Source organism: Sphingopyxis sp. CCNWLW2 (assembly GCF_037095755.1).
Classification (GTDB): Bacteria; Pseudomonadota; Alphaproteobacteria; order Sphingomonadales; family Sphingomonadaceae; genus Sphingopyxis.
On the sequence record NZ_JBAWKJ010000001.1, the window covers coordinates 211,281 to 226,936 of the forward strand.

Here is a 15,656-nt window from a genome sequence, read left to right on the forward strand (position 1 = left end):
CCATGGGGGATTATGACGGCGGCGACTGTGTTTGATGTCACACCCAGCGTGCGCCAAAATCCTCCTCGGCCGCCGCGATATAATCGCGCGTCAAGGGCAGCGCGTGGCGGCTGCGCGCGAACTGGATCTGGTAATTGCCCATCCCGCCGCTTTCGAAGGCCGACGTCGCGCCCGCTAGGTAGAAGGTCCACATGCGAAAGAAACGTGTCCCCATCATGGCGGTGATTTCGGCCTCGTGCGCGAGCGTGCGCGCATACCATTGGCGCAGCGTGAGCGCGTAATGCAGCCGCAGCGTCTCGATATCGGTGGCGATCAGCCGGCTCTTCTCGCTCGCCGCCAGCGTCTCGCTGAGCGCGGGGATATAGCCGCCGGGAAAGATATATTTGCGCGTGAAGGCGTCGGTCGACCCCGGCCTGCCGAAACGCCCGATCGTGTGGAGCAGCATCACCCCGTCGGCGGTCATCAGGTTGGCGGCGGCGCGAAAGAAGCGCTCGAAATTCGGCGCGCCAACATGTTCGAACATCCCGACCGAAACGATGCGGTCGAACCGCCCCGCCTCGCGCGCGGCAAGGTCGCGATAGTCGATCAGCTCGAATGTGACGCGGTCGGCGACCCCCGCCGCCTCGGCGCGCTGGCGGGCCAGCGTAAGTTGCTGCTCCGATAAGGTGATACCGAGCACTTCGACCGCCTCAAGCTTCGCCAGCGTGATCGCCATCCCGCCCCAGCCGCAACCGATGTCGAGCACGCGCTGGCCGGGTTTAAGCGCGAGCTTGGCGGCGATATGCGCCTTTTTCGCAGCCTGCGCTTCCTCCAGTGTCATGTCCGGCCGCGGCCAGTAAGCGCAGCTATATTGCATGTCGTCGTCGAGGAAGAGGCGATAGAGGTCGTTGCCAATGTCGTAGTGGTGCTTGACGTTGGCGCGCGACCGGCGCTGGCGGTTGATCGAACCGATCCGCGTCTTCACCCATTCGGCGCGTCGACCGAGCCACGTCTTGTCCTTGAGCGCCGCGCCGCGATCCCATGGCGTGTTCATGCGGATCAGGCCGATCAGGTCCATGATGTCGCCGCCCTCGATCCGCATGTCGCCGTCCATGAAGGCTTCGGCCGCGCCAAGCCGCGGGTCGAGGATGATGCGGCGCATCCCGGCGCGGCTCGCGAAACGAAGGGTGAGCTCGGGAAATCCGGGGGCTGGCGTGCCGAAATGTTCCTCGGCGCCATCGGGTGCAATAACGGTCAGCCGCCCCTGACGCACCACGCGGGAAAGAAATGGAGCTAGGATCGACATATCTGCAACGCCAAAAACCTTCGTCGCGTCAAATGGTTGCCGTCAGATTCCAGCATACCATTCATAATCGATCCGGTCTTCCCAATAACCGCCCTTGCCCGCGCCGATCTGATCGAGGCTGGCGACCGCCTCGATCGCATTCACATATTTGGCGTGCTTGTAGCCGAGCTGGCGCTCGATGCGCAGGCGCAGCGGCGCGCCGTTCGCGATCGGCACCACCGCGCCGTTGAGTGCCCACGCCATGATCGTCTGCGGGTGCAGCGCATCGACCATGTCGCAGCTTTCATAATAGAGCGTATCGCCGAGCCGGTCGGCGCAGCGAAAGACGATATAGCGCGCGCGGTCCTTCACGCCGGCAGCGGCGAGGATATCGCGCAGTTGCGGGCCGGTCCATTGCCCGATCGCGCTCCACCCTTCGACGCAGTCGTGGCGCGTGATCTGCGTGCGCTGCGGCATCGCGCGAATGTCAGCCAGCGACAAAGACAGCGGCCGCGCGACGAGCCCGGTCACCTTGACGCGCCAGTCGGCAAAGCCGCTCGCGGCGTGCACGGCATAGGCGGCCCCCGCGGGCAGGCGCGTGCCGTTGGGCCGAAAATAGGGCGACAGGTCGGCGCGGCCGAACTCGCGCGCGAGCGCATTGCGGTCGATCAGCGCGCGCTGGCTGGCGCGGTTCATCTCCTCGCCCATCGACAAGATCTTGCGCACCGCGGGCGCGTCGTTGATCGCATCGCAGCCCGAAAGCAGCGGCAACGCACCCGCTGCCGCGACGAGCCCGCCGGCGCGCGCAATGAGTTGACGGCGCGGCAGGATGATTTCGCTCACGCGCGTTCCTCCCGCTCGGGCGGCAGGCGGAACCATCCGGTGACCATCGAGCGTAGCTCGTTGACCGGCCCCGCGAGCAGCACCATCGCGATATGGACGAGGAAGAAGAGGACGAGCGCCCAGGCGGCGACGAAATGGATCGAGCGCGCCGACTGCCGCCCGCCGAAGACATCGAGCAACCATGGCCACGCAGCGTTCATCCCGGGCGACATGGTGAGGCCGGTTGCGATCATCAGCGGCAGCAGGATGAATATCACCCCGATATAGCTCAACTTCTGCAGGATGCCGTAACACGCCGCCGCTTGCCCACGCGGAAAGCGCAGCCGCGCATGCTCCTTCGCATCGTGCCAGATATGCCGGGGCGACCATTCGGCGCGGCGGATGTGCAGATCCTTGCGCAAATGTCCGCCGACCAGCGTCCAGAGCATATAGAGCGTCAGCCCGATCGAGAGCACCCACGCAAACAGCAGGTGCCAGCGCCGCCCGTCCGCAAGGCTGTAGCTCGTTGGGATCGTCGCCCAGCCGGGAAAGGCCCACGTCTTTTCGGCACCCTTTGCATCGGTCCAGCGGCCGAGCACGCCCGTCGTATCGATCCGATAATCGCCTATGCGCAAATAGCCGCTGTCCGGTGTCGAACCGATCACCAGCCAGGCGCGGTCGAAATTCGCACCATATTCGCCCCAATAGAGCCGCGGATGCGCGTTGAAGATCATCAGCCCGCTCATCAACAGGATGAGCAGAGTGACGGCATTCACCCAGTGCCAGATGCGCGCCGGCAGCCGGTGGCGATAGACGCGCACCGGCGGCGCGGGCTTGAGGGGAGCGACGGGATTTTCAGCCTCGGCCATGATCCCGGTTCGCTCCTTTGCTGTTTCCGGTTACGCGACCACCTTCGCGGCATATTCCTCGCGATACTGGCTCCGCAAGCTGACCTTGTCGATCTTTTCGCTGCCGAGCTTGGGCAGCGCGTCGTTCGACATCCAGATCTGGCACGGCACCTTGTACGGCGCGAGCCGCGCGCTGAGGAACGCAACCAGCTCTTCCGCCGTCACGCTGCTGCCGGGCTTCATCCACACGACCGCGCCGACGCACTCGCCGAGACGCTCGTCGGGAAGGCCGAACACCGCGCATTCATTAACCTCGGCATGTTCGTAAATCGCGGCCTCGACTTCCTGGCAGCTGATATTTTCGCCGCCGCGGATGATGATGTCCTTCTTGCGATCGACGATGAACAGATAGCCGTCCTCGTCGAGATAGCCGAGGTCGCCCGACCGAAAATAACCATTGTCGAAGAAGGCCGCCTTCGTTGCCGCCTCATTGTTCCAATAGCCTTCGAAATTGCACACCGAACGGATGCAGACTTCGCCGACGCCGCCCTCAGCGACCGGCTCGCCATTGTCGTCGAGGATCGCGAGGTCGACGAGCGGCTTCGACGCGGGGCCGGTCGACATCGGCTTGGCGACGTAATTTTCGTTGATGATGCCGCAACCGACCGCGTTGGTTTCGGTGAGGCCATAACCGAGCAACGGCTTCGCCTCGCCCATTTCGGCCGCAAGGCGGCGGACATGTTCGGGCGGGCGCGGCGCGCCGCCGCCGGCGTAGCTCTTACACGTCGACAGGTCGTAATTCTTGCGGTTCGGACTGACGAGGATTTCATAGCTCATCAGCGGGACGCCGACGAAATAATTGCATTGCTCGTCCTGGATCAGGCGCATCGCCTCGTCGGCGTTCCACTTGGGCATCAGCACCAGTTTGCGCCCCAATGCGAAGCTTTGCAGGAAGACCGGGACTTCGGCGGTGACGTGGAACAGCGGGGTGCAGATCAAGGTCGCCGGCTGGATGTCCGACATTTGCCCGTCTTCGGTCAGCAGATGGACGATGCTCGCGGTCTGCGTGACATAGTTGAAGATCGCCTGACATATGGCTTCGTGGCGCGAATAGGCCCCCTTCGACTGGCCCGTCGAGCCCGAGGTGAAGAGGATCGTCGCCAGATCCTGCCCGGTCAGCGTTGGCAGCACGGTCGCCGCGCTGCCGCCCGCGCCGGTGATCGGCGCGATCGCCTGATCGATCGGCTGGGTGATGTCGAGCGTGACGATCTTCGCGCCATGCTCGATTCCTTCGAGCCGCGCCGCGCGCTGGACGTCGGCGATGACGAGCTTCGCTTCGCTGTCGAGGATGCCCGCCGCAAGCTCGCCGCCCTGCCACCAGCCGTTGAGCAAGGTCGCGCAGCCACCCGCCATCAAAATGCCGATATAGGAAACACACCACGCATTGGCGTTGCGCATCGCGAGCCCGACGCGGTCGCCGCGCTGGACGCCATGGCCTTCGACCAGCCCCGCCGCGACCTGCCGCGCCGCCATATAAACCTGTTTGAACGACAGCCGCTCGTCGCCTTCGACGAGGAAGGTCGCGTCGCCATGCTGCGCGGCAAAAAATGCAACATAGTCGGCTAGATTGGTCGGCGCGTTGGAGATGAAGGGAAGCTGGTGGCCGAAGCGTTCGACGGTCCCGAGCTGGATCGGTCCGCCCGGACCGGTGATCAGATTATAGGCGGCTTCCAGGCGCAAATCGAGCGCAGATGGCATCTTCTATCTCTCCTCTTGGTCTCGCTCGCCTAACCCCTTATGGGGAGGCCTCTCCTGGGGAAGGACAGCGCGACGATATGTTTCTTTTTGCAACCTTAGCCGAAGCAACGCAATATGTGAACTTCCACGATCTGATGGGTGAAAACTCCGAGATCGCGTTCAGCGTCTTCGGCCTGCCGATCCGCTGGTACGCCCTCGCCTATCTCGCCGGGATTTTCGTCGGCTACTGGTATCTTTTGAAGCTGATCGCACAGCCCGGCGCCCCGATGGCGCGGCGCCACGCCGACGACATGATCTTCTATGCGATGCTCGGGATCATCCTCGGCGGCCGGCTCGGCTATGTGCTCTTCTACAACCTCGGCAATTATCTCGAAAAGCCGCTCGAGATCTTCAAGCTATGGGACGGCGGCATGTCGCTCCACGGCGGCGTGATCGGCGTGCTGATCGCGATCTGGTATGTGACGCGCAAGGAAAAGCTCAGTTTCCTGCGCTTCTGCGATTATGTCGCGTGCGTCGTCCCGTTCGGGCTTTTCTTCGGCCGCCTCGCCAATTTCGTGAACGGCGAGCTGTGGGGCCGCGCGACGACGGTGCCCTGGGCGATCATCTTTCCGGGCAGCGGCACGATGGACCCGCGCCACCCGAGCCAGCTTTACGAAGCGGGCCTCGAAGGCCTGCTGATGATGGCGGTCCTCGCCTTCTTCTTCTGGCGCACCGATGCGCGCTACAAGCCCGGCTTCCTGTTCGGCATGGCGGCGATCATCTATGGCCTCAGCCGCTTTGCGGTCGAGTTCGTGCGCGAGCCCGACGTTCAGCTCGGCACGCTGTCGTGGGGGCTCACGATGGGGCAGACGCTGACCGTGCCGATGCTGCTGATCGGTTTCTGGCTCGTCGCCACCGCGAAGGGCCGCCGCCAGCGGGTCGAACCGGTCGCCGGACTCGACAGCGTTGCGTGACGGACCACCGACTCCCGAAGCGCTGATAAGCCAGATCGCGGCGGCACGGCCGATGACCGTCGCCGATTTCATCGCCGCGGCGAACAGCCATTATTATGCGACCCGCGACCCGCTCGGCGCCGCGGGCGATTTCACCACCGCGCCCGAAATCAGCCAGATGTTCGGCGAGATGGTCGGCGTCTGGATCGCCGATCTGTGGTCGCGCGCGGGCAGCCCGGCGTTTCGCTATATCGAGCTCGGTCCCGGCCGCGGCACGCTCGCTGCCGACGCGCTGCGCGCGATGGCGCGCTTCGGCTGCACGCCGCAGGGCGTCCATCTGGTCGAGACGAGCCCGACGCTCCGCGCGGCGCAGCTGGCGCGCCTGCCCGCCGCGATCCATCATGACGATATCGACGACCTGCCCGACGATGGCGCCGCGATCATCATCGCCAATGAATTTTTCGACGCCCTGCCGGTGCATCAATATATCCGCACCATCGACGGCTGGCGCGAGCGGATGGTCGAACGCAGCGACGGAAAGCTGGTCGCGATGCCGGGCGATGTTCCTGCCGACGACAGCGTCCCCGCGATGCTGCGGGCCGGCCGCGTGGGAAGCATCGTCGAGACCGCGCCCGTGTCGGCGGCGGTCATGCAGCGCTGCGCTTTCCGCCTCGCGCGGCAGGGCGGCGCGATGCTGGTGATCGACTATGGCTATCAGGGACCCGCGGCGGGCGACACGCTGCAGGCGGTGAAGGCGCATCAATTCACCGATCCCTTCGCCGATCCGGGCGAGGCCGACCTCACGACGCATGTCGACTTCACCGCGCTTTCCGATGCAGCCAGGCGCGCCGGCGTCGGTATCGCCGGCCCGGTCGGCCAGGGCGCATGGCTTCAGGCACTCGGCATCGACGCGCGGGCGACAGCACTGGCAAATGCCGCACCCGCCCGCGCCAGCGAAATCGCGGGCCAGCGCGACCGGCTTGTCGCGCCGCAAGCGATGGGCGAATTGTTCAAGGTCATGGCTGCCTCCGCCCCCGGCTGGCCGCGACCCGAAGGTTTCGGGGCAAAGGCAGCAGCATGACCACCATCACTCTCGCGCGCGACGAAGATGTCGGCGAACTGACCCTGTTCGCGAGCAATTCCTTCACCCACACGTTCGGGCATATCTACGACCCCGCCGACCTCGCGGCCTTCCTCGCCGGCTGGAATCCCCCCGAGCGCCTCCGCGCACAAATCGCCGACCCCGCCTGGGCGATCGCCCTCGCCCACGACGACGCCGGCGCGATCACGGGCTTCATCAAGATGGGGCCGATCGATTTCGACCTGCCCGAAGGCCAGCCGCTCGAAGACGCAACCGAACTCCACCAGCTTTATGTCGGGGAGGCCGCGAAGGGCACAGGCATCGCCGCGGCGCTGACCGACTGGGGTATCGCATGGGCGCGCGAACGCGCGTCGATCCTCTACCTTTCGGTCTTTACCGAAAACCCCCGCGCACAGGCCTTTTACCGCCGCTATGGCTTTGTCGATGTCGGCCGCAACGCCTTCCGCGTCGGCAACCATATCGACGAGGACCGCATCTTCCGGCTCGACCTGTGAGCGCGCCCTTTGCAAGCGCGGCAACGCTGGCGGGCGTCGCGCACGGCTTTTTCGGCCGGCGTGGCGGCGTGTCGGCGGGCGAGCTCGCCTCGCTCAACTGCGGCCTCGGTTCGAGGGACGATCCGGCGCTGATCGCCGAGAACCGGCTGCGCGTGGCGGCAGCGACCCTTCCCGGCGCCGTACTGACCGGGCTCTACCAGGTGCATGGCAATCGCTGCGTGATCGTCGATGCCGACACCGACCTCGCCGCGCGGCCCGAGGCCGATGCGCTCGCGACGCGGACGCCCGGTATCTTGCTCGGCATATTGACCGCCGACTGCGTCCCGGTGCTGTTCGCCGACCGCGAGGCCGGAGTCGTCGGCGCGGCGCATGCGGGCTGGAAGGGCGCACTCGCCGGGATTACCGACGCGACGCTGGACGCGATGGAAAGCCTCGGCGCCAGCCGTGCCAATATCGCGGTCGCGATCGGCCCCTGCATCGCGCGCGCCTCCTATGAGGTCGACGAGAATTTCGTGCAGCGCTTTGTGGCCGACGATCCCGCAAACGAGCGCTTTTTCGCAGCTGGCAAGCCCGGCCATGCGATGTTCGACATCGCCGCCTATGTCGCGGCGCGGCTCGCCGCGGCGGGCGTGACGCGAATTGCCATCGGCGGACAGGACACCTATGCCGAGGCGGACGATTATTTCAGCTATCGCCGCGCGTGCCATAAAGGGGAAAACACCTATGGCAGGCAATTGTCGGTGATCGGACTGGCGGGAGGATAAGGGGCCGATGACGCGCACGCGCTGGTTGGGGTTGATCGGCGGGCTCGTCGTCTTTTGCATCATGCTCTTGGCTCCGGCACCCGCCGGGATGGAGACCACCGCCTGGCGCGTCGCCGCGCTGACCGTGCTGATGGCGATCTGGTGGATGACCGAGGCGCTGCCGCTCACCGTCACCGCACTCATGCCCTTCCTCACCGTGCCCGCCTTTGGCGTGATGGATGCGAATGCGATTGCGAAGGAATATTATTCGCCGATCCTGTTCCTGATCCTCGGCGGCGCCTTTCTGGCGCTCGCGATCGAGCGCGTCGGGCTGCACCGGCGGCTCGCACTCGCGCTTCTGAAACGTGCCGCGCCGACCGCGACCGGCCTGCTCTTTGCCTTTATGACGGCGACCGCGCTGCTCAGCATGTTCATTTCGAACACCTCGACCGCGCTGATTATGATCCCGATCGCGCTCGCCGTCGTGCGTGCGGGCGGCGTGCAGGAAGGCGAGACCGGCGGTTTCGCAGGCGCGGTGATGATGGGCATCGCCTTTGCCGCCTCGATCGGCGGGCTCGGCACACTCGTCGGCAGCCCGACCAACGCCATCGCAGCGGGACTCATCGAAAAAGCGCTGGGACTTCGCATCTCCTTTCTCGACTGGGCGATCTACGGTGTCCCCATCGTCTTGCTGTCGACCCCGATCGCGATGGGAATTCTCGCGCGCGTTCAGCGGCTTGCCGATCATCCCTTCGACGGCACGGCCGCCGCCGCCGCGCTCGGCAATCAGGCGATCTGGTCGACCGCCGAGCGCCGCGTCGTCCCGATCTTCCTAGTCGTGCTCGTCGCGTGGATCGCGCAGCCCTGGCTCGAACCGATGCTGCCGAAGGGCGCGCTGACCGACGGCACGATCGCCGTTGCGGGCAGCCTGTTGCTCTTCATCCTGCCCGACGGCACCGGGCGGCCGCTGCTGCTCTGGAAGGAAGCCGACCGCGCGCCATGGGGCGTCATTATGATGTTCGGCGGCGGCCTCGCGCTCGCCGCCGCGATTACCGCAAGCGGGCTCGCCGCCTGGCTCGGCGCGGTGCTCGCACCGCTCGGCAGCGTGCCGACGATCGTCCTCGCCGCCACCATCGTCGCGCTCACCATCCTGATCACCGAGTTCGCGAGCAACGTCGCGACCGCGAGCGGGATCATGCCCGTGCTCGCGGCGCTGATCGCGGCGACCGGCGTCGATCCGGTCCTGCTTGCGCTTCCCGTTGCGATGGCGGCGAGCTGGGGCTTCATGCTGCCGTCGGGAACCGGTCCGAATGCGCTTGCGTGGGCGACGGGCCATATCGCGCTGCCGCGCATATTGAAGGCGGGGTTCGCGCTCGACATTATCGGCGTTCCGCTGCTGATCGGGGTGATCTGGTCCATCGCGATGATCGGATGATCCCGCGTAATATAGTTTCGAACGAAACCTGCGTGCTATACAGCGCTCCAACATCTCAAGGAGCATCCTCATGGCCATGCGCGGCAAACCCAAGAACAACACCAAGAAAATCGGCGATCGCGACCTCAGCCCCGCCACGCTGATGATGGGACTCGGCTATGATCCCGTGCTTTCCGAAGGCTCGCTGAAGCCGCCGATCTTCCTGACCTCGACCTTCGCCTTCGAAAGCGCGGCGGCGGGCAAGCGCTTCTTCGAGCATATCACCGGCAAGCGCGAGGGACCTGCCGACGGCCTCGTCTATTCGCGCTTCAACGGCCCGAACCAGGAAATCCTCGAGGACCGCCTCGCGGTCTGGGACGGCGCCGACGACAGCCTCGTCTTTTCGAGCGGCATGTCGGCGATCGCGACCCTGCTCCTCGCGCTCGTCGGCCAGAATGACGTGATCGTCCACTCGGGTCCGCTCTACGCCGCGACCGAAACGCTGATCGCGCGCATCCTGTCGCGCTTCGGGGTCAGCTTCGTCGATTTCCCCGCCGGCGCGACGCGCGAGGAAATCGACGCCATTCTCGCCCGCGCCCAGACGCTCGCCACTGAAAAGGGCGGCAAGGTCGCGCTCGTCTATCTCGAAAGCCCCGCGAACCCGACCAACGCGCTCGTCGATGTCGAGGCGGTGCGCGCCGCACGCGACGCCGCTTTCCCCGGCGAACAGCAGCCGCCGATCGCGATCGACAACACCTTCCTCGGCCCGCTGTGGCAAAAGCCGATCCGCCAGGGCGCCGAACTCGTCGTCTACAGCCTCACCAAATATGCCGGCGGCCATTCGGACCTCGTCGCGGGCGGGGTGTCGGGCGACCAGCGCCTGCTCAACATCATCCGCCCGATGCGCAACACGATCGGCACGATCTGCGACCCCAACACCGCGTGGATGCTGCTGCGCAGCCTCGAAACGCTCGAACTGCGCATGAGCCGCGCGGGCGAGAATGCGCTGAAGGTCTGCACTTTCTTGCGCGATCATCCGAAGGTCGACGGGCTCGGCTATCTCGGCTTCATTCAGGACGCGCGCCAGAAGGACATCTTCGACCGCCATTGCACCGGCGCCGGGTCGACCTTCTCGCTGTTCATCAAGGGCGGCGAGGCCGAGAGCTTCCGTTTTCTCGACGCGCTGAAGATCGCCAAGCTCGCGGTCAGCCTCGGGGGCACCGAGACGCTCGCCAGCCATCCCGCCGCGATGACGCATCTGTCGGTTCCCGACGAGCGCAAGAAGGCGCTCGGCATCACCGACAATCTGGTGCGCGTGTCGATCGGCATCGAAGATCCCGACGACCTGATCGCCGACTTCGCGCAGGCATTGGACGCGGTTTGAACTATCGCCGTTAAACAACTTGTGCGCCCCCGCGAAGGCGGGGGCCCATCACCTGCCGGCGCCATTTCGAACCGACCGGGACACGGTCCTGTTTTTCGTCAGCGCCGGGCACGCCAGTCGACGACCTGCCAGCCCATTTGCGGGGCGAGCAATTTCAGCTTGCGCGACGGCGTCGTCGCCACCGCCTCGTCGGCAAAATGCAGCATCGGATGATCGGAGACATGATCCGAATAAGCGCGGATATGCGCCCGGTCGCGGGTGATGTCATTGGCGGCCATCCAGCCGTCGATCCGCGCGAACTTCGCCTCGCCATAGCAATTGTCGCCGGCTAGCCGCGCGTGGATATGGTCGGCGCCATCGGGCTCGTCGAGCTGTGTCGCGAGCACATCGTCGATCCCGAGCCGCCGCGCGATCGCATCGACATAAAGGTGGAACGACGCCGTCGCGAGGAGCAGCCGATATCCCGCCTCGCGGTCGGCGGCGATCTGCTCGAGCGCGGCAGGATGCAGTCCGCGCGCGACGACCTTGTCGGCATAGCTTTCGGCGAGCGGCGCGATTTCGGTGCGACGAAAGCGCTTGCCGACAAGCAGCCTGAGGTTGATCGCCTTCAGCCGCGAGCGGTCGATCAGGCGCAGCGAATAGGCCGCCCCTGCAAGTCCCACCAGCGGCAACAGCAAGAGCCGCCATTGCTGGCGCCGCTGCGCAACATGCATGAGGAAACCGCTGTAAGTCCCTGAACGCGTTATCGTCCGGTCCATGTCGTACATCGCGACGCGGTGCGCATAATCGGGGATCGGCGTGGCGAGCGGGTCTTCCATCCCCCTCCCATAATGTGACCCGGCATGGCGGCCAAGACCCGGCAAGCTAAACCATGGATTCACTTGCCGTCGTGGGGCAAATAAGACAATGTCCGGCACGATGGTTGCCAGGGCGGATTTCGAACATAGCGACGGTGCCGAGGGTGCCGAAGTTCGCTTCACCGGCCGTCTGACGCTCGCGCGTCTGGGTGACGTTCCCGCGCGTCTCGATGCGCTGGGTCCGATCGCGACCCTTGATCTCTCGGCACTCGAACGCATCGACACCGTCGGCGCCTGGATCGTGACGCGCACCGCCAAGGAACATGGTTCGAAAGTCGTCGGCGCGAGCGAAGAAGCGCAGCGCCTGCTCGAGGCACTCGCCAGCGACAAGAGCGAATATCGCGTCCACCGCGATCGCCGCCCGGGCTGGGCGCGGATGCTCGAACAGGTCGGCAACGCCAGCGTTGCGATCTGGCACGAACTTCTGGGTATCGTTGGTTTTTTCGGCGCGATGATCATCGCGCTGGGCATCCAGATTCGCGCGCGCCGCCGCCTCCGCTGGAATGCGGTCGTGATGCGTTTTCAGGCCGTGGGTGTCGACGCCCTCCCCATCATTGGCCTGATGAGCTTCCTGATCGGGATCGTCATCGCGCAGCAGGGCGCGGTGCAGCTCGAACAATTCGGGCTGGAGGTGTTCACGATCAACCTCGTCGGCCGCGCCTCGATCCGCGAACTTGGCCTGCTGATGACCGCGATCATGGTCGCGGGCCGCTCGGGCTCGGCCTTCGCAGCACAGATCGGCACGATGAAGCTGACCGAAGAGATCGACGCGATGCGCACGATCGGGGTGTCGCCGATGGAAGCGATCGTGCTGCCGCGCGTCGCCGCGTCGACGATCACCATGCCGCTGCTCGGTTTCTACGCCAGCCTGTGCGCGATCGCGGGCGGCGGCGCCTTTGTCTGGATCGGGCTCGACATCCCGCCGCTCACCTATATCCAGCGGCTGCGCGAAATCATTCCGATGACCGATTTTTACATCATGCTGATCAAGGCGCCGGTGTTCGGCATATTGATCGGCGTCACCGGCTGTTACGAAGGCATGCAGGTGCGCCAGAATGCCGAGGAGGTCGGCCAGCGCACGACATCGGCGGTGGTCGCCGCGATCTTCCTCGTCATCGTCCTGGACGCGATGTTCGCCGTCTTCTTCTCTTCGCTGGGATGGAATTGATGAGCGAAGAGATCGAACAGGAAATCAAGGAAGAGCTTGCCGCCGCCGACGCGGTGCGGCCCGAAAAGTTCGACGAGGCGATCTGCATTCGCGGTCTCCGCAACCAGTTCGGCGACGCGGTGATCCATGAGGATCTCGACCTCACCGTCCGCTCGGGCGAAATCCTCGGCGTCGTCGGCGGATCGGGCACCGGCAAATCGGTGCTGATGCGTTCGATCATCGGCCTCCAGACGCCGGCCGCGGGCGAGATCGAAGTCTATGGCAAGACACTCGACACGATCGCCAATGAAGAGGAATCGCGCGACTTGCGCCGACGCTGGGGCGTGATGTTCCAGGGCGGCGCACTCTTTTCGACGCTGAGCGTCGCCGAGAATATCCAGGTTCCGCTGCGCGAATATTATCCGCGGCTCGACCAAAGGCTGCTCGACGAGATCGCCGCGTACAAGGTCGCGATGGTGGGCCTGCCCCCCGATGCCGGCCCCAAATTTCCGGCCGAACTGTCGGGCGGGATGGTCAAGCGCGCCGGGCTTGCCCGCGCGCTCGCGCTCGACCCGGCGCTGCTCTTTCTCGACGAACCGACCGCGGGGCTCGACCCGATCGGCGCCGCGAAGTTCGACGAACTGCTGCGCGGGCTTGCCGACACGATGGGCCTGACCGTCTTCCTGATCACCCACGACCTCGACACGCTTTATGCAACCTGCGACCGCGTCGCGGTATTGGCGGAGAAGAAGGTGATCGCGGTCGGCACCATCCCGGAACTGCTTGCCACCGAGCATCCGTGGATACAGGATTATTTCAACGGGCCACGCGGCCGTGCAGCGGCAAGCGGGAACCAAACCGCGAAGCGGCGATAGGAACAGCTGATGGAAACACGCTCAAACAACGTCCTCGTCGGCGCTTTTGTCCTCTTCTTTACTGCGGCGCTCGCCTTTTTCGTGGTCTGGCTGGCGAACGACAGCGGCGGCGACAAGCGCGAATATGATATATTCTTCAAACAGTCGGTCGACGGCTTGAACAAAGGCGCCGCGGTGCAATTCTCCGGCGTTCCCGCAGGCCAGGTCCGCGAAATCGCGCTGTGGCCGGAGGACCCGCAATTCGTCCGCGTCCGGATCGAAGTGAACGAGGGGGTCCCCGTGCTGCAAGGCACGACCGCCGCGCTCGAGGGCGTCGGCTTTACCGGCGTGTCGCAAATCTCGCTCGATGGCGCGGTCAAGGGCGCGCCGCCGATCACCGACAAGGGCCCCGCGGGCAAGCCCGTGATCCCGACGCGCGTCGGGGGCCTCGGCGAACTGCTTAACACCGCGCCGCAATTGCTCCAGCGCCTGTCGACGCTGACCGAGCGGCTGGCCGAACTCGCCGACGACGAGAATCAGGCGAGCCTTCGCGGCATCCTCAACAATGTCGAGGCATCGACCGCGATCCTCGCGCGCAACGGCCCGGCGATCGAACGTGCGCTCGCCGACACGCGGATCGCGATCCAGCAGACGGGCGTGGCCGCCGAACAGATCGGCAATCTGGCCGCATCGGCGCAAGGAACGATCGACCGCAACGTCGATCCGGCGATGGCGAACCTGCGCGACACGCTGAAATCGGCCAACGCATCGATGGCGACGCTGGAAGGGGCGATCGCCGATGCGCGGCCCGGGCTCAAGACATTCAGCGAAACGACGATTCCCGAAGCCAATGCGCTGATCCGCGATCTGCGCCGCACCTCCGCCTCGCTGTCCAGCCTGACCGACAAGCTCGACCAGCAGGGCGCGGGCGCGGTTCTCGGCGGCAGCCAGCTGCCCGACTACAAGAAATGAGGATGCCCATGATGCGAAGATTCCGCGCCCCGCTGGTTGCCGTCATCGCGGCTGTGACGCTCTCGGGCTGCATCGGGCTCGGCGGCAAGACCCCGCCCTTCCTGCTGACGCTCGACGCCGACGCCGCGCCCGCCGCCGGCGGTGCGCGCACCGCGACCGAAGCCGCGACGCTGACGATCCTGATCCCGACCGCCCCGCAAAAGCTGCGCACGACGCGCATCCCGGTGCAGCAGGACGGATCGAGCGTCGCCTATGTCAAGGACGCGCAATGGGTCGAGGCACCGTCGCGCCTGTTCCAGCGGCTCGTCTCCGAAACCGTGTCGGCGCGCACGACGCGCGTCGTGCTCGACGAAGGGCAATATCTGACCGCGCCGGGCGAGCAGCTTGCGGGGCAGCTGATGGAATTCGGCGTCGACGCCGCCACCAACGAGGTCGTCGTGGTCTATCAGGCGATGCTGGTGTCGGCAGGCGGCAAGACGGTGACGCAGCGCCGCTTCGAAGCGCGCGAGGCGATCGGCGGCAAGGTCGAAGCCAAACCCGTCGGCGAGGCGCTGACCCGCGCCGCGAACAAGGTCGCGGTCGAGGTCACGGGCTGGCTGGTCGGCTAGTCCCCCTCCCCATTGCCATTTCGTGCCGCTGCGCCTAGAGGGCGCCGCATCACATCACCTGTTCCTGCGCAGCCTCTTCCGGGTTTCCGGCTGCGCCCTTTCCTTTCGAGCCCGCCGACTTGAAAGGACTATGCCATGGCGTGGGTCATCCTCGCGATCGCCGTTGTTACCGAAATCATCTGGGCGCTCAGCCTGAAATGGGCCGCGACGCTCGGGACCTGGCAGGCATCGGTCGTTCCGGTCTCGCTCAGCTTTTTGAACATGGCGCTGCTGGCGTTCGCGATGCGCGGGATCTCGGCCGGGACCGCCTATGCGATCTGGACCGGCCTCGGCGCCGTCGGCGTCATCATCGGCGGCATTTTCTGGTTCGGCGAGAAGGTGAACGCGGTCCAGATCGGCTTCATGGCGCTGATCGTCATCGGCGTCGCCGGGACCAAGCTGTTTTCGACGACCTGAT

General features: G+C 65.5%; 16 protein-coding genes. 11 read left to right on the forward strand and 5 right to left on the reverse strand.

Features of this window, described 5'->3' with window-relative positions; translation table 11 throughout:
- Positions 1 to 37 precede the first annotated feature (37 nt).
- The 4 genes from V8J55_RS00930 to V8J55_RS00945 are packed head-to-tail and all read right to left on the reverse strand — an operon-like array spanning position 38 to position 4,692.
- Complete coding sequence (locus V8J55_RS00930; protein WP_336443974.1) at positions 38 to 1,285, reverse strand: cyclopropane-fatty-acyl-phospholipid synthase family protein; 1,248 nt, start codon at positions 1,283 to 1,285, stop codon at positions 38 to 40.
- Positions 1,286 to 1,327: 42 nt separating this feature from the next.
- On the reverse strand, positions 1,328 to 2,107 hold the full coding sequence (locus V8J55_RS00935) for a molybdopterin-dependent oxidoreductase (RefSeq protein WP_336443975.1): 780 nt from the start codon (positions 2,105 to 2,107) through the stop codon (positions 1,328 to 1,330).
- Positions 2,104 to 2,955 (reverse strand): cytochrome b/b6 domain-containing protein, encoded by an 852-nt coding sequence (locus V8J55_RS00940; protein WP_336443976.1) that lies wholly within the window; start codon positions 2,953 to 2,955, stop codon positions 2,104 to 2,106. The genes V8J55_RS00935 and V8J55_RS00940 overlap by 4 nt, the downstream gene beginning before the upstream one ends.
- Positions 2,956 to 2,985: 30 nt before the next feature.
- A complete protein-coding gene (locus V8J55_RS00945; RefSeq protein WP_336443977.1) occupies positions 2,986 to 4,692 on the reverse strand; it encodes a class I adenylate-forming enzyme family protein in 1,707 nt (568 codons plus the stop codon).
- Positions 4,693 to 4,769: 77 nt separating this feature from the next.
- Here V8J55_RS00945 and lgt point away from each other — a divergent pair, with 77 nt between their 5' ends.
- The 6 genes from lgt (at position 4,770) to V8J55_RS00975 (ending at position 10,761) form a co-directional block, all read left to right on the forward strand.
- The gene (lgt, locus tag V8J55_RS00950) at positions 4,770 to 5,645 is read left to right on the forward strand and encodes a prolipoprotein diacylglyceryl transferase (protein ID WP_336443978.1); all 876 of its coding nucleotides are present in this window, start codon (positions 4,770 to 4,772) and stop codon (positions 5,643 to 5,645) included.
- A gap of 52 nt (positions 5,646 to 5,697) precedes the next feature.
- The gene (locus V8J55_RS00955) at positions 5,698 to 6,705 is read left to right on the forward strand and encodes a class I SAM-dependent methyltransferase (RefSeq protein WP_443030805.1); all 1,008 of its coding nucleotides are present in this window, start codon (positions 5,698 to 5,700) and stop codon (positions 6,703 to 6,705) included.
- A complete protein-coding gene (locus V8J55_RS00960) occupies positions 6,702 to 7,220 on the forward strand; it encodes a GNAT family N-acetyltransferase (RefSeq protein ID WP_336443980.1) in 519 nt (172 codons plus the stop codon). The genes V8J55_RS00955 and V8J55_RS00960 overlap by 4 nt, the downstream gene beginning before the upstream one ends.
- The gene (gene pgeF, locus V8J55_RS00965; RefSeq protein ID WP_336443981.1) at positions 7,217 to 7,984 is read left to right on the forward strand and encodes a peptidoglycan editing factor PgeF; all 768 of its coding nucleotides are present in this window, start codon (positions 7,217 to 7,219) and stop codon (positions 7,982 to 7,984) included. The genes V8J55_RS00960 and pgeF overlap by 4 nt, the downstream gene beginning before the upstream one ends.
- 7 nt (positions 7,985 to 7,991) lie before the next feature.
- The gene (locus V8J55_RS00970) at positions 7,992 to 9,398 is read left to right on the forward strand and encodes an SLC13 family permease (RefSeq protein ID WP_336443982.1); all 1,407 of its coding nucleotides are present in this window, start codon (positions 7,992 to 7,994) and stop codon (positions 9,396 to 9,398) included.
- Positions 9,399 to 9,468: 70 nt separating this feature from the next.
- Positions 9,469 to 10,761: a cystathionine gamma-synthase family protein gene (locus V8J55_RS00975; protein WP_336443983.1), complete on the forward strand. Its 1,293-nt coding sequence runs from the start codon at positions 9,469 to 9,471 to the stop codon at positions 10,759 to 10,761.
- A gap of 98 nt (positions 10,762 to 10,859) precedes the next feature.
- Here V8J55_RS00975 and V8J55_RS00980 read toward each other — a convergent pair whose 3' ends face one another.
- Positions 10,860 to 11,579, reverse strand: coding sequence for an HAD family hydrolase (locus V8J55_RS00980; protein ID WP_336443984.1), 720 nt, complete (start codon positions 11,577 to 11,579; stop codon positions 10,860 to 10,862).
- 100 nt (positions 11,580 to 11,679) lie between these two features.
- Here V8J55_RS00980 and V8J55_RS00985 point away from each other — a divergent pair, with 100 nt between their 5' ends.
- From V8J55_RS00985 to V8J55_RS01005, 5 genes are all read left to right on the forward strand, one after another.
- On the forward strand, positions 11,680 to 12,786 hold the full coding sequence (locus V8J55_RS00985) for an ABC transporter permease (protein WP_336445683.1): 1,107 nt from the start codon (positions 11,680 to 11,682) through the stop codon (positions 12,784 to 12,786).
- Positions 12,786 to 13,640 carry an ABC transporter ATP-binding protein gene (locus V8J55_RS00990; protein ID WP_336443985.1) on the forward strand — a complete coding sequence of 285 codons (855 nt, stop codon included), beginning with the start codon at positions 12,786 to 12,788 and terminating at the stop codon, positions 13,638 to 13,640. The genes V8J55_RS00985 and V8J55_RS00990 overlap by 1 nt, the downstream gene beginning before the upstream one ends.
- Before the next feature lie 9 nt (positions 13,641 to 13,649).
- Positions 13,650 to 14,591 carry an MlaD family protein gene (locus V8J55_RS00995; RefSeq protein ID WP_037512940.1) on the forward strand — a complete coding sequence of 314 codons (942 nt, stop codon included), beginning with the start codon at positions 13,650 to 13,652 and terminating at the stop codon, positions 14,589 to 14,591.
- Between the two features lie 8 nt (positions 14,592 to 14,599).
- Positions 14,600 to 15,199, forward strand: coding sequence for an ABC-type transport auxiliary lipoprotein family protein (locus V8J55_RS01000; protein WP_336443986.1), 600 nt, complete (start codon positions 14,600 to 14,602; stop codon positions 15,197 to 15,199).
- A gap of 135 nt (positions 15,200 to 15,334) precedes the next feature.
- On the forward strand, positions 15,335 to 15,655 hold the full coding sequence (locus V8J55_RS01005) for a DMT family transporter (protein ID WP_037512937.1): 321 nt from the start codon (positions 15,335 to 15,337) through the stop codon (positions 15,653 to 15,655).
- Position 15,656: the final 1 nt, after the last annotated feature.